Origin of the sequence: Uliginosibacterium aquaticum (assembly GCF_012972705.2) — a bacterium.
In the GTDB taxonomy this organism is placed as follows: Bacteria; Pseudomonadota; Gammaproteobacteria; order Burkholderiales; family Rhodocyclaceae; genus Uliginosibacterium; species Uliginosibacterium aquaticum.
On sequence record NZ_JABCSC020000001.1, the window covers coordinates 592,241 to 617,733 of the forward strand.

Genomic DNA, 25,493 nt, shown 5'->3' on the forward strand with positions numbered 1-25,493 from the left:
GCGGAGAGCACTGATGCGGATCCTGATTGCGGAAGATGAACCCCGGCTGCAACAGCAGCTCGTGAGCCTCGTCGAGGAGGCTGGCTATGTGGCCGAGGCCAGCAGCGACGGGCAGGACGCCCACTATCGCGGCAGCACCGAGGTCTTTGATGCGGTGGTGCTGGATCTGGGCCTGCCCTTGCTGGACGGGCTCAGCGTGCTCAAGCGCTGGCGCGAGGCCGGCCTCAGCCTGCCGGTGCTGGTGCTCACTGCGCGCGGGAACTGGCACGAAAAGGTCATCGGCATCGATGCCGGTGCCGATGATTACCTCGCCAAGCCCTTCCACGGGCCGGAGCTGGTGGCACGCCTGCGCGCACTGATCCGGCGCAGCGCCGGCCTGGCCTCGGCAATCCTGCGTAGCGGCGCGCTGAGCCTGGATACCCGCAATGCCACGGTCAGTTTCGGGGGCGCGCCGGTCGCGCTGACCAGCCATGAGTACAAGCTGCTCGAATACCTGATGCACCGGCAGGGCGTTATCGTGTCGCGGGCCGAACTCACCGAGCATATTTACGCGCAGGACTTCGATCGCGATTCAAACACCATCGAAGTCTTTGTCGGCCGCCTGCGCAAGAAACTCGAACCCGGCGTGATCCAGACCGTGCGTGGCCTCGGCTACCGCATCGCGAGCCATGAGCAAGTCAGCTGAGCACGCCCAACCGCCCACCCGGGCGCCGCGCTCCTTGCGGGTGCGCCTGCTGTGGGGCACCCTGGGCGGACTCACCCTGGCCCTGCTGCTCACTGGGGTTGCGCTGACGACCCTGTTCAAGGATCACGTGGTCAACCAGTTCCAGGCCGCACTGGAGCGCCAGCTCGATCAGTTGATCGTCGAGCTCGAGTTCGGGTCGGATGGCCAGCTCACGGTGGATGACGCTGCCATGCTCGACCCGCGTCTGCAGAAGCCGTACTCCGGCCTCTACTGGCAGATCGACGAACTCGCGGCCGGCAAACCGATCACCCTCGGGCTGCTGCGTTCGCGCTCCCTGTGGGATCAGAATCTGGCGCTGAGCGGCGCCGTGGCGGCGAATCCCGGCGCCTTGCAGGTCAGCGAGCTGCGCGGGCCGGCCCAGGAGTCCCTGCTGGTGCTGCAAAGAATCGTGAGCTCGGCGGATGCGCCCGGGCGCAGCTTCCGCCTCACGGTGGCGGGCGATCTGCGTTTCAATCTCGAAGCCACGCATCGTTTCGGCCGCGCCCTGGCGCTGGCCTTGCTGCTCCTGCTGGGGCTGCTGGCGCTGGCTGCCTGGGCCCAGGTCAGTGTCGGCCTGCGTCCGCTGCGTGATCTGCAGCAGGCGCTCAAGGCCGTGCGTGAAGGGCGCAGCGCGCAGCTTGCCGGCGCCTTTCCACAGGAAGTGCAGCCGCTGGTGGATGACTTCAATCAGGTCTTGCTGGCCAATGCCAGCGTCGTGGAGCGGGCACGCACCCAGGCCGGTAACCTGGCCCATGCCCTCAAGACGCCGCTGGCCGTGCTGGAGAACGAGGCCGAGCAGGCGCGTGCACACGATGCCGCCCTTCCGGTGGCGCTGGTGAAAGAGCAGCTGGCCCAGGTGCGCCGCCATGTGGATTGGCATCTGCTGCGCGCACGCGCCGCGGCCGCACACCGCCTGCCCGGCCGGCATACCGAGGTGAATGCCGCGGTGGCGGGCCTGCTGCGGGTGATGGCGCGGGTGTTTGCCGACAAGCCGCTGACGACGCACATCGAAGCGCCGGAACAAGCGCTGCTGTTTGCCGGTGAAGAACAGGATCTGCAGGAAATCCTCGGCAATTTGCTGGAGAACGCATTCAAGTGGGCCACTTCCAGTGTGCAGGTGCGGCTGGAGGCGCAGCCGGGTGGCTTGTGCGTGCACATCGAAGATGACGGGCCGGGCATTGCCGCCTCACAGCTCCAGCTGGTTCGCCAGCGCGGTGTGCGCCTTGACGAGAGCACGCCGGGTTCTGGCCTGGGGCTCGCTATCGTGCAGGATCTGGTGCTGCTCTATGGTGGCCACCTGGAGTTGGAAAACCTGCCGCAAGGGCACGGCCTGCGTGCCAGCGTATCCCTGCCGGGAGGCCATGCCGCCGCCTGAGCCCAGGCGCGGGCGGGCGTCTTTACCTGCGCAGATTTTCCTGTACGAGAACTTACCTTGTAGCCACTTGATGCTGCTGCGTGAGCAGCCAGAATCAGGTCTGTGCAATCAAAAAGGAAATTCCATGCGCAAGCGAGATGCCCTGAGAGTGCTGCTGGCATTGGCAGCCAGTCTTCTGCTGTGCCCCGGGGTGCAGGCCGCTACGCCGGAGGTGGTGAAACCGGTCCAGTCCTGCACCGGATTACTGGCTACCGCGCTGAGCGATATCGGTGGCGAGGGCAGTCAGGTGCTCAGCGCCCGTGAAAGCGTGAAGGATGGTGTGACGATGTGTGTGCTGGAAGGCCGCCTCGCACCCGCCATCGGTTTCCGGGTCAGCCTGCCCGTTGAGGGCTGGACTCAGCGCTACCTGCAGATCGGTTGTGGCGGCCTGTGTGGCCGTATCCCCGAAGAGGTCGGTGCCGCCGAGGGCTGCGTGCCGCTCAAGGCGGGGGGCTTCGTCATCGCTTCCACCGACATGGGGCATCAGGGTATGGGCGGCGAGTTCGGTCGCGACGAAGCCTTGCGCATCGATTTTGCCCATCGCGCCGTGCATCTGACTGCCGTGGCCGCGAAGAAGCTCATCCGCGCCTATTACGGCCGTGCCGAGGCTTTTGCCTATTTCACCGGGTGCTCGGATGGCGGGCGCGAAGCCCTGATGGAAGCTCAGCGCTACCCGGAGGATTTCGACGGAATCATTGCGGGTGCGGCGGCCATGAATTTCCAGGTCCAGAACGGCCTCTACCATGCCTGGCAGGCCAGTGCGAATACCGGAGCGGATGGCCAGGCCATCCTGCAGGCGGCGCGCCTGCCCTTGCTGCATCAGGCCGTGCTCGCGCAGTGCGATGGACTCGACGGGCTGCAGGACGGCCTGCTCAGCGATCCGCGCTTGTGCCATTTTGATTCGGCCAGCCTGCAGTGCCCGGTCGGAGCCACATCGCCCCGCAGCGATTGCCTGAGTGCTGCCGAAGTTGATGCGGTGCGCAAGCTCTATGCCGGCCCGCGCGATCCGCGCAGCGGCGAGCGGCTGATCATCGGTGGCCCGCAATATGGTTCCGAACTCGCCTGGGCCGGCGTATTCGTGCCGCGTGCAGCGGGCCAGCCGATCTTCAGCGGCCAGATCGCGCTGGATGCGCTGCGCAACCTGAGCTTCGAGCGCAATCCGCCGGAAAGCTTTTCCCTGGCCGACATCCACTTCGATCAGGCCATGCTTGAGCAGCTCAAGCCCCTGCATCCGCTTTACGACGCGACCAACCCCGATCTGCGCGCCTTCGCCGCGGCGGGCGGCAAACTGATCCTGTGGCATGGCTGGGCCGATCCGCATATCTCCCCCCTCAATACCCTCGCCTATCACGAGGCCCTCGAGCAGTTCATGGGCAAACAGGAAGCCGCCGCGTTCGAGCGCCTCTATCTGTTACCCGGCGTCTATCACTGCGCTGACGGAGAAGGCCCGAGCCTGGTCGATTTCCTCACCCCGATGCTGGCCTGGGTAGAGCAGGGGCAGGTGTCGCAGGCTGTCCTGGCCAAGCAGGCCGCCAGTCGCCCGCGCAGCAGCTTTGGCCAGCCCGGCGCACTGTCGCCGGCGGTGGAGGCTTCACCGGCTCCGGCCAAAACCAGGGCCCGACCGCTCTATCCCTACCCGGCGCTGGCTGCACTCAAGCCCGGCGCCGATCCGGATCAGGCTGCCAGTTACACTGCTGCGCCGGCCCGGTTCACGGCATCGACGCCGGCTTGGGCCGGCAGCAGTTTATTTACGCCTTATCGCGCCAAATAAATCCGCCGAAAGTTTTGCTCCTAAAAAAAGCCCACGGAAATCGTGGGCTTTTTGCTGTCTTGCAGCAATTCTGATAAATCCTTGTTTTGATTGTTGATGTTTATAAAAACAAAAAAATCTGTCGGCTGGTCGAAGTTCGATTGCGTCTTGTACATGCGGATGATTGCTCTGACGCGCAAAAACGCGGGTCTGGATGGTTACTACTTTAGTGGTGTGTGACAAATTTCTCGGATATCACTAAGTATTTGTCAAAACAAATAAATTGTATGTTTTCGAACTAATTTAGTGTTTTGATTTTAAAGGAATTGTTTGCTCTCCTATGGAGGTGTATTGGGGTTTACCTAAGTGTCGCCGTTCCGGCTTTTGTAGTTTTATTGCCTCGCCGGCTGTGGTTGAGAGTAAAGCTTGTGTCCGACACGATCAGTGGCATTCGTCGTGGTGTGAGTGGAGTGATTTGTCATCTCCGAATAGGACACAATTTTTTACGGACAACGATCCTCGAGCGAGGTCGCTGGCTGGTTGTATATAGGATGTATTTCGGAGACGCAGTCATATATTTTTATTGTTAAATCAATAAAAAACAAAAAGGAGTCGTTTATGAACAAGTTCAGCCGGTTGTTTTTGGTTCTTTCCGCAGCAATGGCATTTAGTGCAGGCGCTCAGGCAGCAGGTAGCTGCACCGCAGGCAGCACCATCAGCGACGCAACGGTAGATTGCGGCGGCGCGGAAATCGGTCTTTCGTGCGATGGTGATAGCGACAAGCAGTCGCCGGTGCTGATTCTCAAGAACGCCACCGTCAAGAACGTGACGATCTCCGCAAAGGGCGGCTCTGATGGCATCCACTGCGCGGGTGGTACCTGCAACCTGATCAACGTGACCTGGAAGGAAGTCTGCGAAGACGCCGCCTCCGTCATCGCTGACAACGCCAAGCTGGTGGTTTCCGGTGGTTCGGCCACCAACACCAACTCGAGCACGGCCAGCCTCGGCGGCAAGCCGGACAAGTTCTTCCAGGTGAACAACAAGAACACCTCGCTCACCGTGAAGGACAACTTCACCGCCATCATCGCCAAGGGCAACCTGAGCGCTTCTGCTGGCAAGCTGGCCCGTACCTGCGGCAACTGCACCACCAACATCGGCCCGCGTACCATCGTGGTGAATAACGTCACCACCAAGGGCGCGCTGCTGACCGTTGTCGGCGTGAACTCCAGCTATCTGGATGCCAACAGCAAGACGGTTTCTGGCGTGTATGACACGGCCACCATCACCAACCTGACGGTTGAGGGCTACAAGCTCAGCGGCACCAAGAGCACCCCGGTGATCTGTGAAGAATTCACCGGCCTGCCCAAGAGCCTCGGCAAGGAAAGCCCGAGCCAGGGCCAGAAGTGGGGCACCAAGTCCTGCGTGGTCAGCACGAGCAATGTGAAGGCGCTGTAATTCCTTCCTGCTGGATGCAGTTCAAGACCCCGGGCATGGCCCGGGGTTTTTCATTGTCCTTCCCGATTCGCCGCGTAACTGGAGTCTGAGCATGCGACTGACGCTTTGTCGTGCTGCCGAAAAATGTGTTGGCTTTATTGCCCTGTGTCTTGTCTGTGTGCCGGCGCTGGCTGGCCAGGTTTCCAATCCGGACTGGATTTTCGGTGCGCAATCCGCCGGCCTTGAAATCCTGACGGGGGGCGATGGTCTGTTGCGCTGGCGCAGCAGCGCCGAATCTGGCTGGCACGAAGAGAAACTGGGCGACGCGACGGTGGACATGGCTGTGGCCGACCCTTCCGGCCAGCGGTTTCTGGCGCTGAGCGATGGCCGCGCCTGGCACGGCGAACGCAGCCCTGCGGGCATGCGCTGGACGCCCGCCCTGGAAGGCTGGAAGCTCAGCAAGCTCGGCTTCGATGGCCAGCAGTCGGCCTGGCTGGCCTGGGCCTGCCGCAGCGAACGGAGCAGCGAATGCGCCGTGCTGACGGCAGCGCTTGCCGAGCCGGCTGGCCAGGGCTGGCATGTGATCGGGCAGGGCGCCACGCCTGAGCTGCGCTTGCTGGGCGTGGACAGTGATAATCGGGCGATTGCCTCGGCCATGAATGGCAGCCTGTGGGTCAGCGAAACCGGGCCCGGCGTGTGGCAGGCCGTGCGCGTGCCGCAAAAATTCATGATCAGCGAAATCGTCTACTGGAAGCGCGCCGGGCCCTGGTGGGCCGGCATGACGCGTGACCAGCGCGTCCTGCTGGTTGATGCCGCCCGCGCCAGGGCTTTTGCGGTGGCGATGCCCAGCGGAAAGCCGGGCGGCCAGGGCAGCGGGTGGACCTCTGCGGCCTACGACGAGCAGACCGCAACACTGATGCTGGGCGGTGCGGACGGACGCATCGCCTTGCTGGCCGCTGCCGGGCGCAGCAGCAAACCCGCGTTCAGCCTGCGCGCAGCAAGCTTGCCCTATGTCGAGCAGCTGGCTTTCGACGCCGTGCGCCGGCAATGGCTGGCGCTCAGCAATGACGGGCAGCTGTTTGCTTCCACCAATGCCGGCCTTGAATGGACGCTCGAAAAGCGCTTCGGCCAGGTGCGCTCGAATGGCCTCGCGCAGGCCGCCGACGGGCGCCTGCTGATGTGGGGCGATGGCGGCTTCATCGCACACCGCAGCCCCGCCGAGGGTTGGGTGCTCGAGCAACCGGACCTGAGCCGCTACATCAACCATATTCTCGTGAGCCCGTCCGGCAGCCTGCTGGCGGTTGGTGTTCAGGGGCTGATCGCGCGCGCGGCCGCCCCCTCGGGCGGGCCTGCGGACTGGTGCGTGATCGACGCCGGCCTTGGCTATGGTCAGTACCTGACCCATGCGCTCGCCTATCCCGGCAGCCAGACCCTGCTGGCGGCGGGCGCCAGCGCCACCATCGTCCGCTCCACGGATGACGGCGCGAGCTGGCAAACCGTGTTCAAACATGCGGACGGCGCCCTCGGCAACTTCCAGCGCATCGCCATTCATCCGCAAAGCCGGGTGGCTCTGGTGGTGGCCAATCCGGGCTGGGTGATGCGCTCCGCAGACGAGGGCGCGAGCTGGCAAAACGCCGCCGAGGGCGCCGTACTGCAGCTCAAGGATGTGCTCGCCGTGCCCGGGGCCGGTTTCGTGGCCGTCGGCGAGGGCGGCGCCGTGCTTTTCTTTGACGCCCAGGGCCGCCTCCAGCGCCAGCTGGCGATCGCTGCCAGCCCGGTCTGGTATCAGATCCGCGAAGCGGCGGGCGCCCTGTGGGTCATGGGCGATGGCAACAAGCTGCTGCGGATCAGCCTGGATGCTCAGCAGGTGGAAGAGGTCGGGCTCGGCCAGCACTTCCTGGCGCGAGACATCATCAGCCCCGCCCCGGATGTGCTGATCGTTGCCGGCGCCCGGGGCTCCCTGCTGCGCTCGGCCGATGGCGGCCAGCACTGGCAGGTGATCAATGCCGGCGTGCAGGCCAATCTTCGCCGCCTCCTGCAGGATGAAAAGGGCCGTCTGTGGGTCGCCGGGCGGGATGGCGTGCTGCTGCGCTCGCAGGATGCCGGCCTCAGCTGGCAGGCCGTGCCTTCCGGCACGATTCGCCACTTCAAGGACGGGCTCCTGCTGCCCGGCACGCACACCATGCTGCTCTACGGCGAGCGCCTGCTGGCTCTGCCTGCCGCGATCCGGTGAGGCCGCGAGCAAGGCCAGGATCTGCGTTGTGATGGCCCAGGCCGGCGAGCGCGCCGGTTTGGGCTCGCCTCTCGGCGCCTGAGCTGGCCGAGGCCTTTCAGGCCGCCTCGCGGAAGCGCCCCGACACCCCTTTTCTCGACATGCCCAGCCGGCTGGAGATCGTCACCCTCAGGAGACGCTACCTGAGCGCCGGTCCGAGAGCCTTGCTCGACCTGTGCGGCATCCATTCTGAAGCCTAGGGCCTGTAGCGGTGTGGCGATGGCCGCCGTCGCTTGGCTGCAACACCCTGAGCTTTGGCTACCCCACACAATGTGATCAAGATCACGGCGGAGTGTCATTGGCATATCCCGGGGCGCGAGGACGGGTTAGCGTTGTTGCTGTGGAGCGGTTGGGCGGTTGACGGCCAGAAGCAGACGTTCAGGCAAGTGGCGTCAAAGAAGTCATACGGAGCTTCAAAGCTGAAATCTGCAAAGTGAGGTTTTTGTCGATTCTGTTAATGGTATTCATCCATACAGCAGAATCGTGAAGATTCAAGCTGGAAGCCAATCTTCGCTGGTCGGTCGCGCCATGCTAGGGAGCACGCGCCGATGATAGGCAGCAAAACTGATCCCTATAACAAGTTATGCACCTAAGGATGGTCCCATGGCAGATAAACCTTACCGCCATTTAAATTTGTTCATGGCAAAGCCTGACGCTACAACAAAAACATTTGCTGAGCTGCTGGCTCCAGAAAGCAACGTATCTTTATATAATTTAGACCCTAAATTTGAATTTGATGGCGCTCTCTACGTTAAGCGCTCCTCTGAAAAACGACCCAAATGGAGCGAGGTCGTAGATCTGATCACGGGAGTTGAGATCCCTTATATCGGTACTAAATCAAGTTCTGCAGTACTTTTCTTGCGCACTGAGAATGCACTTTTTGCATTCACATTTGGATATGGCCGGTATTTAATTGAAACCACGTTCTTCATTCAAGATTTTGGGCTAAAAACGGCCCTGAACATCCTTAATCACGAAAGCCTTAGAAGCGTGGATCTTCACACTCTTGAAGACCAGCCCGTACAGAAAAAATCACAGGCCACACGTGAATCGGAGGCAAGCATATTTGGGATTGATATCTCAAGAGATGTATTAAGGGCAGTAACAGGATCACCAAAACCAGGAATAAATCTAAGAAATATATCTGGCGGCGATGCCATGCTTTCATTTGGAGCGGAGTTGGATATAGAGGAAATACCCGGTTTGGCTGCGCAGATATATGGCTACTACACAAACGATGACTACAAATCTGGGTTTTCTTGGGTAGATAATGTCAGACGCATAAAAGAAAAGGGGCTGATAGATAGACTAGACGCCACGCTAGTTGAAGCCATCAAAGAAAAAGATCAAAGCCTTGTAATTACTTTGCCAGAAATAGGGAAATGGGATTCGATCACTGGATTTAGTTTTACTCGCTCCAAAAGCACAGTATCACCAACAATCCAAATTGATTCTTATTATTCAGGAATTGATGTAGATTCCGTTTCAATAGAATCAGTTAAGCGAGACCGCCTTTTTGTCTTTGATATTCATGAAGACGAGTCCGACCACTCTATATATAAGTGCATTTATTTCGAAAAATCTGAAGCAGAAAAGACATACGTATTATTCTGCGGCATTTGGTACGAAATAGACAACACGTTCATGGGCAGAATAAATTCCACATTAGATCAGATTGAAATCTCTGATCTAGACTTTCCCGCCATAGAAATATGGGATGAAGCAGGCGATAAAAAAATAGAAACGGAAGGGGATTATAATATCCGCGCAGCTAATGCACACGGCTACCACCTTCTTGATAAGAAATTAATTAAGAGCAATAAAACAACAAGCTCAATTGAACTCTGCGACTTGCTAACGCCAAACAAGCAATTGATTCATGTAAAGCACAGAAAAGGCGGCTCAGCCGGCTTAAGCCATCTTTTTGCACAAGGCAGTGTTTCTGCCGAGATCATGCTCGGCGATAAGGCGTTTAGAAAAGCCGCCAGAACAGTTCTAGCCCGCATTAATGCTACAGCCAGGGACATTATCCCCTTAGACAATCCCAGAAGCGTTGACTACGAAGTCGTCTTTTTGATTCTTGGAGATGAGAAAGCCACGGTGAAAGGCAACCTTCCATTTTTTAGTAAGGTTAATTTGTCACGCGCATATGAAAATCTTTCTCAAAGAGGGTTTCCCGTTAAAATCTCTGCGGCACCTAAGGTTGATAGGCCCGTTGCATAACAAGTCCATCAAGCGGACACCGTACCGGTGCCGCTTATGTCCAACGTTGAGCGTCAGCTTTCCAGTCTCCTGACCGTCGCCTTTGGGTCGTAAACGGCCCCGTACCTAGCCTTTTAGGGCGGGGCATTGACCCGCGCCGATGAGTCCTTTCTCTGGCGAATCGAACCAATTCCGCACGGGTTACGCCTGCGGCTAATCCGCCCTACGCCTGAACGCCCGCTTTTCATTCTCCCGACCGACTGCGACTGGCCGTATACGGCCCCGCGCCTGGCGATCGTTTCATTGAGACCGTAAAAAAGCCCACGAAGAATGCCATGGGCTTTTTGCTGAGCCGGCCAGAGGGTCTGCGGGTTTCATTCAAGCGGAACGATTACGAGGAATGAAGTCTGTTGGACTTTGAGTGTCGAAGTCCTGGGCGTTACATGCATGCACTTTTGAAAAAAATTTCAAGGTCTGTCGGATTGATCCGCGCTAAAAAGTGAAAACCGGGCGGTCTTATGCAAGTGCCCGGCGCTCGTGCCGCCGATTGCCTTACAAAACAAAGCGCATGTCGAGCACGGCAGGGATAATTTTTTCTGCCTGGCGTTGAGCCGGCGGTGAGTAATTCTTGCAGGGTGCAACGATGCACCCCCGCCAGGGGGCAGGGGCGATCGTCTCTGGTTACGCGGACTCAGCTCAGGTCGCAACCGCTCGGTAGGGTCCAGGTGGTGGTGGGTTTCTGTGCTTTCACCGCTGCGGTTGCCGTGATGCCGACCCGGCTGGCGCCGAGAATGGTTTCGAGTTCCGCGATGCTTACGATGTAGCTGTTAAGCGTAGACAAACCCTCGCGGTTCGGGATGTACCAGCTGATGGCCTTCTTTGCTCCGGTGGAAGGGTCCGTTGTAATGATCGTTTTCCAGAAGTACTCAGGGGTGCGGATGCCGTGCGAGGAAAGGAAGTAGTCGTTGGACGTATCGCTATACACGAGGCCTCCATAGACGGTGAGCGGCGCTACATCGCGATAGCATTCAGCCACGTTCTCTGCCTGAACCCAGATGCCCTGATTGAATGTTGAAATCTGGGGGACGATGTTGGTCATGTAATTGGCGCGCTTGATGTACGTACTCGTGGCATCCATGTGATTGGACGTCACCAGGTGGCCACGGTCGTAGCCCGTTTTCACGCTCGCATACGAAGCCGTCGAGGTCTGCTGGAGGCAGCCGCTCGGCAGATCCGGATCGGTGTAGAACGAGGAGGGTCTTGCGGCGCTGCCGGTGTCCGTCGTCAGCGAATACTCGTAGCGCAGCGCGGTACGGTTGGTGCAGTCGTAGGTCAACTTGAAGCCCCCTTTATCGAGAGTGACTTCCTCTGCACGAGCAACGCCCACACAAGCGACCAACGCAATAATATAAAGCATGTACTTCATGACTAACTCCTGTGAATTGAGGTTGATAACGCGAACGCATAACAACTCCCGTCAGGTTCTGGCGATCAATGGAAATGAAATCGCCATGGCCGGACGGCACAGGGTAGGGTCTTTCTGGTGCTGCTTTTTTGTGTATCTTAATTGTGATTCACTAAGACTAAAGAATTATTGCAACGTCAAATCGTAATAACTGTTATCTCGTTTTGATTATGGGTTGCAATTGAACTTCGGGTCCATGAAATCATGGATGGTTAAGTTGAACGGGGTGGGATGATCGCGAGATCGTGAGTCGGTTTAATCAGCCAAGAGATGCGTTTGCGCAAATCGCGTAAGAAGCTGTTTGCGATCTGTCGCCTTGTAAGGCGGGTTACGGCTGCGCCTAACCCGCCCTGCGCCTGACGACCGTTTCATTGAGACCGTAAAAACAAAAAGCCCACGAAGAATGTCGTGGGCTTTTTGTTTGGTACGGCCAGCGGGCCGGCTGACTTCATTTCAAGCTGAATATCACCAGTTGGTTTCGCGTTCCGGTGTGGCTGAAATTTTATGGATGGACAAGTCTGCGCCATTAAATTCTTCTTCGGCGTCCAGGCGCAGGCCGGCGATTTTCTTGATCGTGCCGTACACGATGCCGCCGCCGATCACGGCGACTGCGATTCCGGCCAGGGTGCCGATCAGCTGGGCCCAGAAGCTCACGCCGCCTGCACCGCCCAGCGCTTGCTGGCCGAAGATGCCGGCGGCGATGCCGCCCCAGGCGCCACACAGGCCGTGCAGGGGCCATACGCCGAGCACGTCGTCGATCTTCCAGCGGTTCTGAACCTGCGTGAACATGTAGACGAATAGCGCGCCAGCCACGCCGCCCACGACCAGGGCGCCCAGCGGATGCATGATGTCCGAACCGGCACAGACGGCGACCAGGCCGGCGAGCGGGCCGTTATGCACGAAGCCCGGGTCGTTCTTGCCCATCACCAGCGCGGTGAGCGTGCCGCCCACCAGCGCCATCAGCGAGTTCACGGCGACGAGGCCGGTGATGGCTTCGAGCTTCTGGGCACTCATCACGTTGAAGCCGAACCAGCCCACGGTGAGGATCCAGGCGCCAAGGGCGAGGAAGGGGATGCTTGAAGGCGGGTGGGCGGCGATGGCGCCATCCTTGTTGTAGCGGCCACGGCGTGCGCCGAGCAGCACCACGGCGACGAGGCCGATCCAGCCCCCCACGGCATGCACCACCACGCTGCCGGCGAAGTCGTGGAACTTGGCGCCCAGCGCGGCTTCGATGGCTGGCTGGATGCCGAACTTGTCGGCCCACACGATACCTTCGAAGAAGGGGTAGACGAAGCCCACCAGCAGAAAGGTGGCGGCCAGTTGTGGCGAGAAGCGCGCACGCTCGGCGATGCCGCCCGAGACGATGGCCGGGATGGCGGCGGCGAAGGTGAGCAGGAAGAAGAACTTCACCAGCTCGTAGCCACTATTGACCATCAGGCTTTGAGCGCCGCTGAAGAAATGCACGCCGTAGGCGATGCCATAGCCGATGAAGAAGTAGGCGATCGTCGATACACAGAAATCGACCAGGATCTTGACCAGGGCATTGACCTGGTTCTTGCGACGCACGGTGCCAAGCTCAAGAAAGGCGAAACCAGCGTGCATGGCCAGCACCATGATGGCGCCCAGCAGCACGAAAAGCACGTTGGCGGAAGTTTGGAACTGCTCCATTTTGGACCTCGTATTGCACGGAAGCGCTGCTTAAAGCATGAACTGAGCCAGAGTTTCTTTCTTTATTAATCAATGACTTGTTTGTACATGTCGAGCGGTGGATGCGCCATATATGTGCATATGCCTTTCGTTTATGCACGCAAGCGGTGCTTGTGCATGCACCGCATGAGGTGGTGCAGAGGCATTTGATGCAAAAGGGTTTGCACCGCAGTGGGGCGTCTGTTGGCGGGGTGGGCCTGTGCTGGCGTCTGGGCCCCGCCGGCTGAAGCCGGCCCTACGAAAAGCCGCGCGTCTGTGCGCGTAGCCGTGCCTGCGGGGATGGTTTTGAGCTTGTAGGGCCGGCTTCAGCCGGCGGGGCCCAGGGTGGAGTGGGGCTGTGCGGCTCAAGCCGCACCTACGAAACTCTGTGGGCCTGTGGGGTCCAGGCTTGTGGCGGGTGGGGTTTTGTAGGGCCGGCTTCAGCCGGCGGAGCCCGGTGTGCTAGGTGGGATATGCGGCTAAAGCCGCAGCTACGGCAAGCCGCGCTCCCCTGGCTCCGTTACATCCCGATGTATTGCGGGCCGCTGCCGCCTTCGGGCGGGTGCCAGAGCAGGCTGTGCTCGGGGTCGTTGAGTTCGCAGGCCTTGCAGTGCAGGCAGTTCTGGCTGGTGATGCGTACCGAGTCGCCCTCCCGCTCGTACACGCCGGCCGGGCAGTAGCGGGCTTCGGGGGCGGCAAAGCGGATCACCCGGGCCTCTTCCTGGGCCGGGGTGTTCTGGCGGCGCAGATGGGGCGGCTGGTCGTGCTCATGGCTGATGTTGGCGAGCATCAGGGAGCTGTTGCGGTCGAACGTCAGCACGCCGTCCGGCTTCAGCGGCGGGCGCGGCGGATAGTTGCCTGCGGCGGCCATCTTGCTGCGTGCCGGGGCTGGGTGGCGTAGCGTCCAGGGCAGGCGCAGGCCGAGGGCTAGCAGCCACATTTCGACGCCGCAGAAGAGCGAGCCGAGCACGGTGCCGAAGCGCGACAGCAGTGGCTTCACGTTGCGCGTGTCGCGCTGCTCGCGGCCGATCCAGGAGGCGGCCACGGCGGCCGGGAAATCCGCCAGCTCGTCATGCTCACGCCCGGCCTGCAGGGCGGCGGCGACCGCTTCGGCGGCGAGCATGCCGGACTTCATCGCGGTGTGCGTGCCCTTGATGCGCAGCACATTGAGCAGGCCTGCCGCGCAGCCCAGCAGCAGGCCGCCCGGGAAGCTGAGGCGGGGCTGCGACTGCAGGCCGCCTTCGTTAATGCTGCGGGCGCCGTAGCCGAGGCGCTCGCCACCGGCGAGCAGGGCGGCGATGCGTGGGTGAGTCTTGAGGCGCTGGAGTTCGTCAAAGGGCGAGAGCTGCGGGTTGCGGTAGCCGAAGTGGGTGACCAGGCCGAGGGCGATCCGGTCTTCACCGTACTGGTAGAGAAAGGCGCCGCCGCCTGCTTCCCTGCCCAGCGGCCAGCCCAGGAAGTGGGTGACGCTGCCGGTGCGGTGGCGCTCGGCCGGGATCCGCCACAGCTCCTTGATGCCCAGACCGTAGTGACTTTCGCCGACGCCTTCGCGCAGGCCGTAGCGGGCTTCGAGCTCGCGCGTGAGCGAGCCGCCGGCGCCTTCGGCGACCAAGGTGTAGCGGCCGCGGATTTCGATGCCGGGCGCAAAGCGGGCACTTTCTTCGCCGGCGGCATTGCGGCCCATGTCGCCGCTGAGTACGCCGATCAGCGCGCCGGCCTCGTTGTAGCAGGGCGCGGCGGCGGCGAAGCCCGGGTAGAGCTCGACGCCAAGTGCCTCGGCCTGCGTGCCGAGCCAGCTGCACAGCTCGCCGAGGCTGCCAACGTAGAGGCCGCGGTTGTCGATCTGTGGCGGCAGGCTCCAGTGCGGCGCGGGCAGGGCGTGCTGCGCGCTGAGCCAGACGACTTCATCCTCGCTGACCTGGGTCTTGAGCGGCGCGCCGAGCGTGCGCCAGTCCGGCAGGAGTTCATCCAGCGCGATGGGGTCGATCACCGCCCCGGAGAGGATGTGGGCACCAATCTGGGCGCCTTTTTCGAGCACGCAGACGGAGATTTCCCGCCCGCTGCTGGCGGCCAGCTGACGCAGGCGGATCGCGGCGGCGAGGCCGGCGGGGCCGGCGCCGATGATGAGTACGTCGTATTCGATGAGGTCGCGGGTCATGGCTTGTTTTTCAGAGAACGGGCGCGAGCGCGATGTCGTCGGTAGAGGTGGCATCGCCGGTGAAGGCGCGGATATGTTCGATCAGGGTGGCGAGGCCGCCGCTGATGTATTTGTGACGGTGGCGAACCAGGTAGAAGGCGCGGCGCAGGTCCAGATCCTGCACCGCCAGCTCGACCAGACTGCCGCGGCGGAAGGCGTCACGCAGCGCGAGACGTGAGATGCAGCCGAGGCCCAGCCCTGCTTCTACCGCACGCTTGATGGCTTCGGTGTGTTCCAGCTCAAGTCGCACCCGCAAGTGCTGGCGATCTCCGCCGAAGGCATGCTCCACGGTGCTGCGGGTGCCCGAGCCGGGTTCGCGCAGGATCCAGTCGCAGGCCAGCACCTCCTGCCGGCTGAGGCGTTTCTTGCCCGCCAGCGGATGGCCGGGGGCGGCGAAGACCACCAGCTCGTCGCGCAGCCAGGGTTCGGCGACAACGTCCGGATGCTGGATGTCACCCTCGACCAGGCCGAGGTCCAGCTCGAAGCGCGCCACGGCGGCCACGATGTCGCTGGAGTTATGGACTGCGAGCTGCACGCGGGAGTCTTCATGGCGCTTGAGGAAGTCCGCCACGAAGAGCGTCGCCAGATAGTTGCCGATCGTCAGGCTGGCGCCCAGGCGCAGCGGGCCCATCGCGCGCTGGCTGCTCAGTGAGTCTTCCAGCTCCTGTGCCCGGTCCAGCAGTTCCGCGGCGCGGGCGAGCAGCCATTGGCCGGTGTCGTTCAGGCGCAGGGTTTTGCCGACGCGATCGAAGAGCATCTGCGAATAGGCCTTTTCAAGCTCGGCCAGCGCCGTGCTGGTGGCTGACTGCGACAGCGCCAGGCGCTCCGCTGCACGGCTCGCTGAGCCGCTCTGGGCCACTGCCACGAAGATTTCGAGTTGTCTGAGGGTGAATCTCATGCCTGCCTTGTATATCTATTTTGTAGATAACTGTATTCATAACAATCCGCTTTGTAGATAGTTTATCCGTCCCTAAAATGCATCGCAACAAGGAGAACTTATGAAGATCATCGTTTCCATCAAACGTGTTGTGGATCACAACGTTCAGGTTCGGCCCAGCAGCGATCACAGTGCGGTGGAGCTGGCCGGTGCGCGCATGAGCATCAACCCCTTCGACGAAAACGCGCTTGAAGAGGCTGTGCGGCTCAAGGAGCGTGGCATCGCCAGCGAGGTGATCGTGGTTTCGTTTGGCGACAGCGGGGTGCAGGAATCCCTGCGTCAGGCGCTGGCGCTGGGTGCCACGCGGGCCATCTGGGGCCAGCTGCCGGCAGGGTTGGAGCAGCCGGATCAGCTGGCAGTGGCCAAGCTGCTACGCGAGGTGGTGCAGGCAGAACAGGCATCCCTGGTGCTGCTCGGCAAGCAGGCTATCGACGAGGATGCCGGCCAGACCGCGCAGATGCTCGCCGCCTTGCTGGACTGGCCGCAGGCCACCGCCGTGTCGGCGCTCGAAATCGAAGGTGAAAAACTCAAGTTGCAGCGCGAAGTCGAGGGCGGCACCGAGTCGCTCGAAGTGCAGCTGCCGGCGGTGCTGTCCGCCGATCTGCGCCTGAACGCGCCGCGTTTCGCGAAGCTGCCCGATCTGATGAAGGCCAAGCGCCTGCCGATCGAGCCCTTCGATTGCGCCGCCGCAGGGCTGGCGCTGGGCCCGCGCCTGCGCACCCTGCGGGTGGAGAGCCCGGCGCCGCGCGCCGGTGGCATCGTGGTCAGCTCGGTTGCCGAGCTGGTTGAAAAACTCCGTCATGAAGCACAGGTGATCGCATGAGCACGCTCGTTATTGTCGAACCCGGTTCGCACCCCTCCGCCAGCGGTGTGGCCCGCGTCACGCGCCAGGCGGTGACTGCCGCCCAGCACTGGGGCCAGCCGGTCGACCTGCTGGTGCTCGGCCACACGGATGCTGCCGCCCATACGCACATCGCCGGAGTCCGCCGGGTGTTGCGGGCCGATGCGCCGCATCTGGCGCAGCCGGTCGCCGAGGATGTGGCGGCTCTGCTGGACGGCCTTGCTGACGACTACGCGGTGATCCTCTCCGCGCACACCAGTCTGGCCCGCAATGCCTTGCCGCGCCTGGCGGCCCGGCGCGATGTCGGCATGCTCAGCGAAGCCGTGGCCTTGCTGGGGCCCACTACCTATCAGCGCCCGATCTACGCCGGCAACCTGCTGGCCACGGTGGAGAACACGCCGGGCCTGCAGATCCTCACTGTGCGTGCTTCACGTTTTGCCGAGGCTGCACTCGATGGCCAGGCCGAAGTGCAGGCCATTGTGGCGCCGGCGGCCGATGGCCGCGCCCGCGTCACCGCCCGCCAGAGTGCCGGCGGCGAGCGGCCGGAGCTGGGGCTGGCGCGAGTAGTGGTGTCCGGCGGGCGCTCGCTGGGCAGTGCCGGGCAGTTCAATGCCGTGCTCAGTCCGCTGGCAGATCAGCTGGGCGCCGCGCTGGGCGCCACTCGTGCAGCGGTGGATGCGGGCTACGCACCGAATGAATGGCAGGTCGGCCAGACCGGCACCGTCGTCGCCCCCGAGCTCTACATCGCGGTGGGCATCTCGGGGGCCATCCAGCACACCGCCGGCATCAAGGATAGCCGCGTGATCGTGGCCATCAACCAGGATCCGGACGCTCCCATCATGCAACTGGCCGACTACGCGCTGGTGGCCGATATCTTTGAAGCCGTGCCCGAACTGGTGCGGCAACTTCCTGCAAAGGTCTGAACCATGAGCAAGCTTGCTACCGAAACCGTTACCTCGGTTCATCACTGGAACGACACCCTGTTCAGCTTCAAGACCACGCGCGATCCGGGCCTGCGCTTTGCCAACGGCCAGTTCGTGATGATCGGCCTGCAGGCTGAAGAGCGCCCCTTGCTGCGCGCCTACAGCATCGCCAGCGCCAATCACGAGGAGCATCTGGAGTTCTTCAGCATCAAGGTGCCGAACGGCCCGCTGACCTCGCGCCTGCAACATCTCAAGCCTGGCGACGAGATCTTCGTCAGCCGCAAGCCCACCGGCACCCTGATCATCGACGACCTGAAGCCGGGCCGGAACCTGTTCCTGCTCAGCACCGGCACCGGGCTCGCGCCCTTCCTCTCGATCATCAAGGATCCGGAAACCTATGAGCGTTTCGACAAGGTGATCGTGACTCACGGTGTGCGCTCGGTGAGCGAGCTGGCCTATGCCGAGATGATCGAGCGCGAACTGCCTGAGCATGAGTTCCTCGGTGACTATGTGCGCGACAAGCTGCTCTACTACCCGACCGTGACGCGTGAGCCCTTCCGCAACCAGGGCCGCCTGACCCGCCTGATCGAATCCGGCCAGCTATGCAGCGATCTGGGCCTGCCGCCGCTGGACGCGGCGCATGACCGCGCCATGCTCTGCGGCAGCCCGGCCATGCTGCAGGATCTGGCCGAGATGCTGGACGCGCGTGGCTTCAAAGTGTCGCCACATATCGGCGCGGCAGGCGACTACGTGATCGAGCGGGCTTTCGTCGAGAAGTGAGGCTTCGCCTGGCTAGGCTGAGGGCATAATCGCGTCTCCCCGACGACGATGAAAACCCCATGCGCATCCTGATCGCCGCGACCGTGCTGACCTGCCTGCTCAGCGCCTGCAAGCGCCCGGACACCGAGGCTTTTTCGACCAGCACGGAGGCCGAGGCCCTGATGCAGGTGGCCTTTCCCGGCTGGAAGAAAGACGCTCTGGTCGTCACCCAGGTCACCCAGCCCGACACGGATGCTTCGGGTGTGAAGCAGGATCTGCCGCTATGGGTGCAGGTCACGCCGGCCAAGGTTGCCACGCTGTCGGCCGACCGGGTGCTGCTGATCGTTGCCGGTACGCCCTCGGATGCACAGGGCGCCAGTCAGGCCGGCCACTCCACGCCGGGAAATCTCGGGGCCTACTGGTTCGAGCGCCGTGAGGGCCGGTGGTATCTGGCGGGCTCGCAGTCGTCGTTCGCTTGGTCCGGCTTTTTCGGTGACCCGGGCGAGCTCACGCTGACCTCGCTCGGCAATGGCCAGCAGGCGCTGGGGGTCGTGAATGGCAGTTGCTGGCAGGGCATGTGCGGACGCTGGCTGAGCCTCTATGCGCTGGGCGCGCAGCGCGTGGATGCCCTGCTCGGCAGTGAGGAAGCGCTCATGATCGAATCCGATGCCAGTGGCGCCACGCTGGGCTGCCCGGATCTGGTGGCGGCCAAGCCCGGTTCGCAGCATCGCCTGAGTCTGGAGGATTACTCCACCAACTATGGCTGCTACAGCGTCAGCGGCACCTGGCAGATCCAGCCTGGCAGCAGCCAACCCGGCGATCTGGTGATCAGTTTCACTGGCAAGCAGACGAGCGCCCAGGTCGTGCCGATCCAGGCGCCGGCGGCGCCTGCGAGTGCTCCGGCCAGCGCCCCGCTGGAGGAGGGGGAAGCCCAGCCCAGCGAAGAGTATCTGGTGCAGGTCCAGGCGGTTCAGGCCCGCCTGATCTACCGCTTCAAGGACGGCCTCTACCGCCATGCGAGCGGTGACAATCCGGCGCCGGGCTTCTGACATGAAGGACTGGCCGGCTCCGCAGGTGTTCGCCGCCGCGCTGCGTGAGCAGCTGGCCGCGCAGGCCGAGCCTTCGCGGGCTGCGCCGATGGCCGCCTACATGCAGCAGCGCTTCGCATTTTTCGGGCTGCCGACACCGGCCCGGCGGGCGGCCGTCAAGCCGCTGCTGGCGAGCCTGGGCAAGGCGCCCGACCCGGACTGGCTGCTTGCCGTGGCGCAAGCCTTGTGGGCTTTTGATGAGCGCGAATGCCAGTATGTGGCGGTCGATCTGCTGGTGAAGTTCGCCGCCCAGCTGGAGGCGCGGCATGAGCCGCAACTGGCGGCACTGGTGCGGGCGAAGGCCTGGTGGGACTCGGTCGATCTGCTCGCGGCGCATGTGTATGGCGGGCTGTGCCGCCGGGCTCCGGCCTTGCGCGCGAGGCTGGATGGGTATGCCACGCATGAGGACCGGTGGCTGCGCCGGGTGGCGATCCTGCATCAGCTCAACTACGCCGCAGACACCGAGCGGGCGCGTCTGGCCGCGATCCTGAGTGCCAATCTCGGGCAGACCGATTTCTTCATCCGCAAGGCCATGGGCTGGGCCCTGCGCCAGTTTGCGCGCACCGATCCGGCCTGGGTGCGGGCCTGGCTCGAGGCGCATGGCGGGCAGGTTTCCGGCCTCACCCGGCGGGAAGCGCTCAAGCGTCTGGGGTGAGCGCGGCAGCCTGAGCGTTCGTCGAGTTCGGCGGGCCACCGGTCTGATCCAGATCAAATCGAGATGTTTTTAAGGAAATTTACATCTAGCCTCGCAGACGTTTTCAGACGGAGTGCGTGGCATGGATCGGATCATCCGCTTGGGCGGGGCCTTGCTGCTGACGACCCTGCTGGCTGCCTGTGGCGGCGGTGGAGGCGGCGGCAGTAGTGGGGGGAGTGGCGCCGGGGGCAGCAGTGGAGGCGCAGCTTCCAGCGCTGGCGCGGCCGCAGCCTCCTCTTCCAGCAAGCCCGGTGCGAGTGTGCCGGCACCGGCGCCCCTGGCGGCGGGGGAGGCGGCGCCGAGCGAGGCGGATGCCGTCCGCTTCCTGACCCAGGCGAGCTTCGGCCCCACCGTACGTGATCTCGCCGTGGTGCGCGGCAGCGGCTTCCGCAACTGGCTGGTGGCCCAGATGATGGCTGCCGGTGACAACTATTCGGCCTATTCGACAGCGGTTCATACCACCGGGCTGAAGGATTTCTGCGCCGAATACGGCGCCTTCCCGAGCGAGTACTACCGCAAGAACTGCTGGCAGGAGTACTACTCGGCCGAACCCTTGTCGCGCGAGTTCTATGTCAGCGCGCTGAGCGGGGCCGACCAGCTGCGCCAGCGCGTGGCGCTCGCCCTGGGGCAAATCTTCGTCGTCTCGAATTCGGAGGTCAGTGGCACCTACGGTCTGCGCGATTATCACCAGATGCTGCTCGATCAGTCCTTCGGCAATGTGCGCGAGCTGCTCGGGGCGGTGAGCCGTAACCCGGCGATGGCGGACTACCTGAACCTGGTCAACAACGAGAAGGCCGCGCCCAACGAGAACTTCGCCCGCGAGCTGATGCAGCTGTTCTCGATCGGCCTGTGCGAGCTTACGGCTGACGGGCGTCTGGCGGGGGGCAGCTGCCGGCCGACTTACGACAACAACATCGTGCGCGAGGTGGCCTTTGCGCTCACCGGCTGGACTTATCCGGCCGGCGGTGTGAGCGCCTGGGGCAGTTCCGGCTGGAAGAACCCGACCTACTACCGCGGCCAGCTGCTGGCGGTGCCGGCCCAGCACGACACGGCCGAGCGCAGCCTGCCCGGCGGCGGCAAACTGGGGGGCGGGCACACACCGGCCCAGGCCATGGACGCGGTGCTCAATGCCTTGTTCCAGCATCCCAACATCGCGCCCTTCATTGGCAAGCAGCTGATCCAGCATCTGGTGACCAGCAATCCTTCGCCCGCCTATGTCGGCCGGGTATCGCAGGCTTTTGCGAGCGGCACCGCCTTCGGTATCGGCAGCGGCCAGCGTGGTGACATGAAGGCCATCATCGCCGCCATCCTGCTCGACAGCGAGGCGCGCGGCGATAGCAAGAGCGCCACCGACTATGGTCGCCTGCGCGAGCCGGCACAGTTCATCGCCGGCCTGCTGCGGGCCATGAATACCAGCTCGGACGGCGCCGGTTTCTACTACTGGTGGGGCGAGGAGTTTGGCCAGGCCATCTTCAATGCCAACTCCGTCTTCAACTTCTATCCGCCGGATTTCCCGCTGGCCGGTACCAGTCTCGTCGGCCCGGCTTTTGCCATCGAGAACCCCAACAGCACGCTGGCCCGCTACAACCTCTCGAACCGCATGCTGTACTGGAACGGCCTGGCGGCGGGCGGCTTTCCGGGCGCGAGCGGCAGCACTGCGGACATCAGCAGCTGGTTGCCGCTGGCTGATAACGCCAGCAGCCTGGTCAGCGAGATCGAGCGCCTGCTCGTCACCGGCGGCCTGCCGGCCGATATCCGCAGCGGAATCGTGGATGCCGTGGCCGCCTGGCCGGTCAGCTCCACCAGCAGCAGCTGGCGCACCGAGCGGGTGCGCACGGCCTTCTACCTGATCCTTGCCAGCCCCGAATACCAGGTGCAGAGATGAATCGACGCCAGATCCTCAAAACCATGCTCGGCGGCGGTGCCCTGAGTGCCCTTGGTGGCCTTGAGCTGCTGCTTGCCACGCCGGCTCAGGCCCAGACCAGCAGCGGCTATCGTGCGCTGGTGTGCATCGCGCTGTATGGCGGCAACGATGGCGCCAACATGATCGTGCCGCTCGATACGGCGGGCTACAACAGCTATGCCGCGGTGCGTGGCGCCCTGGCCATTCCCAAGGCCAGTCTGGTGCCGATCGGCAGCAGCTACGGCCTGCATCCGGCGCTGTCGGCGCTGGCGCCGTACTGGGCACAAGCCAAGCTGGCGCCGGTGTTCAATGTCGGCCCGCTGGCCAGACCGACGACGCGTGCCCAGCTGGTGGCCAAGACGGCGGTGCTGCCGGACAACCTCTTCTCCCATTCCGACCAGCAGAACCTGTGGGAGTCCGGCGGCGCCTCGGTGCTCGGGCGCACCGGCTGGGGCGGGCGCCTGATGGAGAGCCTGGGCAGCGATCCGGTGTTTGCGCTGGGCGATGCCGGGCGTTTGGGGATCGGCGCGGCGCGCAGCACTCTCGCACTGCCTGGCCCGGGGGCGGCGTTTGCGCCGGATGGAAGCTTTAGTGGCAATCACGCCAAGCGCCGTGCGATGCTCGACACGCTGGCCAATACCGCGCGCAGCAATCAGCTCGTGGCAGCCTTTGCCAATATCCAGAAGACGGCCCTCACGCGCAGCGCCAGCCTCGGCCCGGTGCTCAAGATCACCCCGGCCAACACCCCGTCGGACCCGCTCAACGCAGCCTTCGGCAATCTGCAGGGGATCTACAACAGCAGCATCGCCAAGCAGCTCTACCAGGTTGCCAAGCTCCTGCGCGAGCGCGCCTCGGTGGGTGGTTCGCGGCATGTGTATGTGGTGTCACAGAGCGGCTATGACACCCACAACAGCCAGCTGGAGCGCCAGAACACCCTCTTCGCGCAACTTGCACCGGCGCTGGTCGCTTTTCAGACGGCGCTGGCCCAGCTGGGGCTGGAGAACAATGTGACGAGTTTCACCCTGTCGGACTTCGGCCGTACCCTCAAGCCCAATTCAAGTGGCGGTACCGATCATGGCTGGGGCAATCATCATCTGGTGCTGGGCGGGGCCGTGAAGGGCGGCGTGAGCTATGGCAGTTTCCCCGATCTGGCGCTGGGCGGGGCCGACGATTACGGCGTGAACAGCTGGGAGTGGCAGGGGCGCTGGATCCCCGGCACCTCGGTGGATCAGTATGTGGCTACGCTGGCGAGCTGGATGGGCCTGAGCACGACGCAGGTGAGCAGCATGCTGCCCAATCTGGCGCAGTTCGCCAGCAGCAACCTGGGGTTCGTCTGAGCCCCCGCCTGCAGCCTGCGAGCAAGGCTTTGCCGAGGGCGTTCAGCCCTCGGCGCGCTCCTGCAACTGCAGGCGCCACATTCCGGCGTAAGCGCCATCGAGCGCCAGCAACTCGGTGTGGCTACCGCGCTCGATGACCCGGCCGCCTTCCAGCACAACGATCTGGTCGGCATTCATCACGGTGGACAGACGGTGCGCGATGATCAGCGCGGTGCGCCCCTGCGCGGCGGCTTCGAGCTGGGTCTGGATGGCCTGTTCGGTGCGTGAATCGAGCGCTGAGGTGGCTTCGTCGAAGATCAGGATCGAGGGGTTCTTGAGGAGCGTGCGGGCAATTGCCACGCGCTGCTTTTCGCCGCCGGAGAGCTTGAGGCCGCGCTCGCCCACCTTGGTGTCGTAGCCATCGGGCAGGGCGCTGATGAAGTCGTGCAGCTGGGCCGCACGGGCGGCTGCAATCACTTCTTCGCGGCGGGCGTCTGGGCGGCCGTACTGGATGTTGTAAAGGATGGTGTCGTTGAACAGCACCGTATCCTGCGGCACGATGCCGATTGCCTGGCGCAGGCTGGCCTGGCGGATTTGGCGCAGGTCCATACCGTTGATGGTGATGGCGCCGACGGTGACATCGTAGAAGCGGAACAGCAGACGTGCGAGGGTGGATTTGCCGCCGCCGGAGTGGCCAACCACGGCCAGGGTATGGCCGGCCGGCACCTCCAGCGAGACTTCATGCAGCACCGGGCGACGCGCATCGTAGGCAAAGCCGACCGCCTCGAATCGCAGCGTGTGCGGCCCGGCCGGCATGTCGATGGCGTCAGCGCGATCACGGATTTCGCGTTCGGTCCCGAGCAGGCCGAACATGCGTTCGATATCGGTGAGCGCCTGGCGGATCTCGCGGTACAGCACGCCAAGGAAGTTCAGCGGGGCATAGAGCTGGATCAGGAAGGCATTGACCAGCACGATGTCGCCGATACTCATGTGGCCGGCGGCCACGCCACCTGCGGCCCGCCACATCATGGCGGTGACGCCGCAGGCGATGATCGCGGCCTGGCCCATGTTCAGGAATGACAGCGAGATCTGGTTGCGCACTGCCGCACGGCTCCAGGCCGAGAGCTGGCCGTCGTAGCGGCCGGCCTCCCAGTCTTCATTGTTGAAGTACTTCACCGTCTCATAGTTGAGCAGGCTGTCGATGGCGCGGGCGCTGGCGGCCGAATCGAGCTCGTTGGCCTCGCGCCTGAGGGCGGTGCGCCAGTTGGTGACCTTGATGGTGTACAGGATGTAGGCGGTGAGCGTGGCCGCCGCAATCAGGGCGTAGGCCGCTTCGTACTTGTAGAGCAGGATGCCGATGACGAGCGCCACTTCGACCAGGGTCGGCAGGATGCTGTAGATCGCGAAGTTGATCAGGCTGCTGATCGAACGGTTGCCGCGCTCGATATCGCGCGTGAGTCCGCCGGTCTGGCGCTCCAGATGAAAGCGCAGGGACAGTGCATGGAGATGGCGGAACACCGTCAGCGCCACTGCTTGAACCGCGCCCTGGGTGACCCGCGCGAAGAGGATTTCACGCAGTTCGGTGAACAGCGAGGTCGAGAAGCGCAGCAGGCCGTAGGCCAGCAGCAGGGCCGCAGGAACCACGATGAAGGCTTGTGCGGGCGTGATCGCCAGGCTGTCGATGATGCGTTTGAGCACCAGCGGCACCCATACGTTGGAGAGCTTGGCGGCAATCAGGCAGATCAGGGCCGCCCCCACCCGGTAGCGCCATTGCCACAGGTAGGGCAGGAGCTTGGCAAGGGTGGCGAGGGGGCGGAATTCGCCGGGCCTGGCGGGTTCGGGCAGAGCAGAGTTGGGAGGGCGGCGCATGGGCCGATTGTAGGGCAAA

The 25,493-nt window shown here is 63.0% G+C and carries 18 protein-coding genes; 13 read left to right on the plus strand and 5 right to left on the minus strand.

The window, feature by feature from the left end:
• The first annotated feature begins 13 nt into the window (after positions 1-13).
• The 6 genes from HJ583_RS02780 to HJ583_RS02805 all read left to right on the plus strand — a co-directional run bounded on the left by HJ583_RS02780 (position 14) and on the right by HJ583_RS02805 (position 9,817).
• Positions 14-685, plus strand: a complete 672-nt coding sequence (locus HJ583_RS02780; protein ID WP_170020278.1) for a response regulator transcription factor — start codon at positions 14-16, stop codon at positions 683-685.
• Positions 669-2,099 (plus strand): sensor histidine kinase, encoded by a 1,431-nt coding sequence (locus tag HJ583_RS02785; RefSeq protein WP_170020280.1) that lies wholly within the window; start codon positions 669-671, stop codon positions 2,097-2,099. Before HJ583_RS02780 ends, HJ583_RS02785 begins: the two co-directional genes overlap by 17 nt.
• A gap of 124 nt (positions 2,100-2,223) precedes the next feature.
• Positions 2,224-3,909, plus strand: a complete 1,686-nt coding sequence (locus tag HJ583_RS02790; RefSeq protein WP_170020282.1) for a tannase/feruloyl esterase family alpha/beta hydrolase — start codon at positions 2,224-2,226, stop codon at positions 3,907-3,909.
• 639 nt (positions 3,910-4,548) lie between these two features.
• On the plus strand, positions 4,549-5,343 hold the full coding sequence (locus HJ583_RS02795) for a pectate lyase (protein ID WP_158239167.1): 795 nt from the start codon (positions 4,549-4,551) through the stop codon (positions 5,341-5,343).
• Positions 5,344-5,434: 91 nt separating this feature from the next.
• Positions 5,435-7,555 carry a WD40/YVTN/BNR-like repeat-containing protein gene (locus HJ583_RS02800; protein WP_170020284.1) on the plus strand — a complete coding sequence of 707 codons (2,121 nt, stop codon included), beginning with the start codon at positions 5,435-5,437 and terminating at the stop codon, positions 7,553-7,555.
• A 642-nt stretch (positions 7,556-8,197) separates the two neighbouring features.
• Positions 8,198-9,817, plus strand: a complete 1,620-nt coding sequence (locus HJ583_RS02805) for a TIGR04141 family sporadically distributed protein (RefSeq protein ID WP_170020286.1) — start codon at positions 8,198-8,200, stop codon at positions 9,815-9,817.
• A 670-nt stretch (positions 9,818-10,487) separates the two neighbouring features.
• Here HJ583_RS02805 and HJ583_RS02810 read toward each other — a convergent pair.
• From HJ583_RS02810 to HJ583_RS02825, 4 genes are all read right to left on the minus strand, one after another.
• Positions 10,488-11,213, minus strand: a complete 726-nt coding sequence (locus tag HJ583_RS02810; protein ID WP_217423244.1) for a DNA/RNA non-specific endonuclease — start codon at positions 11,211-11,213, stop codon at positions 10,488-10,490.
• A gap of 513 nt (positions 11,214-11,726) precedes the next feature.
• A complete protein-coding gene (locus HJ583_RS02815) occupies positions 11,727-12,929 on the minus strand; it encodes an ammonium transporter (RefSeq protein ID WP_170020290.1) in 1,203 nt (400 codons plus the stop codon).
• A gap of 538 nt (positions 12,930-13,467) precedes the next feature.
• Positions 13,468-15,105 (minus strand): electron transfer flavoprotein-ubiquinone oxidoreductase, encoded by a 1,638-nt coding sequence (locus HJ583_RS02820; RefSeq protein WP_170020292.1) that lies wholly within the window; start codon positions 15,103-15,105, stop codon positions 13,468-13,470.
• Positions 15,106-15,115: 10 nt separating this feature from the next.
• Positions 15,116-16,042 carry a LysR family transcriptional regulator gene (locus tag HJ583_RS02825; protein WP_170020294.1) on the minus strand — a complete coding sequence of 309 codons (927 nt, stop codon included), beginning with the start codon at positions 16,040-16,042 and terminating at the stop codon, positions 15,116-15,118.
• A gap of 100 nt (positions 16,043-16,142) precedes the next feature.
• Between HJ583_RS02825 and HJ583_RS02830 the strand changes: the two genes are divergently transcribed.
• The 7 genes from HJ583_RS02830 to HJ583_RS02860 all read left to right on the plus strand — a co-directional run bounded on the left by HJ583_RS02830 (position 16,143) and on the right by HJ583_RS02860 (position 23,626).
• Positions 16,143-16,904 carry an electron transfer flavoprotein subunit beta/FixA family protein gene (locus HJ583_RS02830; RefSeq protein ID WP_170020296.1) on the plus strand — a complete coding sequence of 254 codons (762 nt, stop codon included), beginning with the start codon at positions 16,143-16,145 and terminating at the stop codon, positions 16,902-16,904.
• The gene (locus HJ583_RS02835) at positions 16,901-17,845 is read left to right on the plus strand and encodes an electron transfer flavoprotein subunit alpha/FixB family protein (RefSeq protein WP_170020298.1); all 945 of its coding nucleotides are present in this window, start codon (positions 16,901-16,903) and stop codon (positions 17,843-17,845) included. The genes HJ583_RS02830 and HJ583_RS02835 overlap by 4 nt, the downstream gene beginning before the upstream one ends.
• A 3-nt stretch (positions 17,846-17,848) precedes the next feature.
• Positions 17,849-18,625 carry a ferredoxin--NADP reductase gene (locus tag HJ583_RS02840; RefSeq protein ID WP_170020300.1) on the plus strand — a complete coding sequence of 259 codons (777 nt, stop codon included), beginning with the start codon at positions 17,849-17,851 and terminating at the stop codon, positions 18,623-18,625.
• A gap of 59 nt (positions 18,626-18,684) precedes the next feature.
• Positions 18,685-19,653, plus strand: a complete 969-nt coding sequence (locus HJ583_RS02845; RefSeq protein WP_170020302.1) for a hypothetical protein — start codon at positions 18,685-18,687, stop codon at positions 19,651-19,653.
• A 1-nt stretch (position 19,654) separates the two neighbouring features.
• The gene (locus HJ583_RS02850) at positions 19,655-20,347 is read left to right on the plus strand and encodes a DNA alkylation repair protein (protein ID WP_170020304.1); all 693 of its coding nucleotides are present in this window, start codon (positions 19,655-19,657) and stop codon (positions 20,345-20,347) included.
• A gap of 121 nt (positions 20,348-20,468) precedes the next feature.
• Entirely contained in the window at positions 20,469-22,271 is a 1,803-nt protein-coding gene (locus HJ583_RS02855; protein WP_170020306.1) for a DUF1800 domain-containing protein, read from the plus strand.
• Positions 22,268-23,626 carry a DUF1501 domain-containing protein gene (locus HJ583_RS02860; RefSeq protein WP_170020308.1) on the plus strand — a complete coding sequence of 453 codons (1,359 nt, stop codon included), beginning with the start codon at positions 22,268-22,270 and terminating at the stop codon, positions 23,624-23,626. Before HJ583_RS02855 ends, HJ583_RS02860 begins: the two co-directional genes overlap by 4 nt.
• 42 nt (positions 23,627-23,668) lie before the next feature.
• On the opposite strand, the gene HJ583_RS02865 is transcribed toward HJ583_RS02860, so the two are convergent.
• A complete protein-coding gene (locus tag HJ583_RS02865) occupies positions 23,669-25,474 on the minus strand; it encodes an ABCB family ABC transporter ATP-binding protein/permease (protein ID WP_170020310.1) in 1,806 nt (601 codons plus the stop codon).
• Positions 25,475-25,493: the final 19 nt, after the last annotated feature.

What these genes read in the sequence shown, in the direction of transcription:
- HJ583_RS02825 (WP_170020294.1), bottom strand. Translation starts at nt 16,042, where the DNA reads ATGAGATTCACCCTCAGACAACTCGAAATCTTCGTGGCAGTGGCCCAG.
- HJ583_RS02860 (WP_170020308.1), top strand. Translation starts at nt 22,268, where the DNA reads ATGAATCGACGCCAGATCCTCAAAACCATGCTCGGCGGCGGTGCCCTG.
- HJ583_RS02795 (WP_158239167.1), top strand. Translation starts at nt 4,549, where the DNA reads ATGGCATTTAGTGCAGGCGCTCAGGCAGCAGGTAGCTGCACCGCAGGC.
- HJ583_RS02810 (WP_217423244.1), bottom strand. Translation starts at nt 11,213, where the DNA reads ATGCTTTATATTATTGCGTTGGTCGCTTGTGTGGGCGTTGCTCGTGCA.
- HJ583_RS02805 (WP_170020286.1), top strand. Translation starts at nt 8,198, where the DNA reads ATGGCAGATAAACCTTACCGCCATTTAAATTTGTTCATGGCAAAGCCT.
- HJ583_RS02820 (WP_170020292.1), bottom strand. Translation starts at nt 15,105, where the DNA reads ATGACCCGCGACCTCATCGAATACGACGTACTCATCATCGGCGCCGGC.
- HJ583_RS02845 (WP_170020302.1), top strand. Translation starts at nt 18,685, where the DNA reads ATGCGCATCCTGATCGCCGCGACCGTGCTGACCTGCCTGCTCAGCGCC.
- HJ583_RS02830 (WP_170020296.1), top strand. Translation starts at nt 16,143, where the DNA reads ATGAAGATCATCGTTTCCATCAAACGTGTTGTGGATCACAACGTTCAG.
- HJ583_RS02855 (WP_170020306.1), top strand. Translation starts at nt 20,469, where the DNA reads ATGGATCGGATCATCCGCTTGGGCGGGGCCTTGCTGCTGACGACCCTG.
- HJ583_RS02840 (WP_170020300.1), top strand. Translation starts at nt 17,849, where the DNA reads ATGAGCAAGCTTGCTACCGAAACCGTTACCTCGGTTCATCACTGGAAC.
- HJ583_RS02815 (WP_170020290.1), bottom strand. Translation starts at nt 12,929, where the DNA reads ATGGAGCAGTTCCAAACTTCCGCCAACGTGCTTTTCGTGCTGCTGGGC.
- HJ583_RS02865 (WP_170020310.1), bottom strand. Translation starts at nt 25,474, where the DNA reads ATGCGCCGCCCTCCCAACTCTGCTCTGCCCGAACCCGCCAGGCCCGGC.
- HJ583_RS02790 (WP_170020282.1), top strand. Translation starts at nt 2,224, where the DNA reads ATGCGCAAGCGAGATGCCCTGAGAGTGCTGCTGGCATTGGCAGCCAGT.
- HJ583_RS02785 (WP_170020280.1), top strand. Translation starts at nt 669, where the DNA reads ATGAGCAAGTCAGCTGAGCACGCCCAACCGCCCACCCGGGCGCCGCGC.
- HJ583_RS02850 (WP_170020304.1), top strand. Translation starts at nt 19,655, where the DNA reads ATGAAGGACTGGCCGGCTCCGCAGGTGTTCGCCGCCGCGCTGCGTGAG.
- HJ583_RS02835 (WP_170020298.1), top strand. Translation starts at nt 16,901, where the DNA reads ATGAGCACGCTCGTTATTGTCGAACCCGGTTCGCACCCCTCCGCCAGC.
- HJ583_RS02780 (WP_170020278.1), top strand. Translation starts at nt 14, where the DNA reads ATGCGGATCCTGATTGCGGAAGATGAACCCCGGCTGCAACAGCAGCTC.
- HJ583_RS02800 (WP_170020284.1), top strand. Translation starts at nt 5,435, where the DNA reads ATGCGACTGACGCTTTGTCGTGCTGCCGAAAAATGTGTTGGCTTTATT.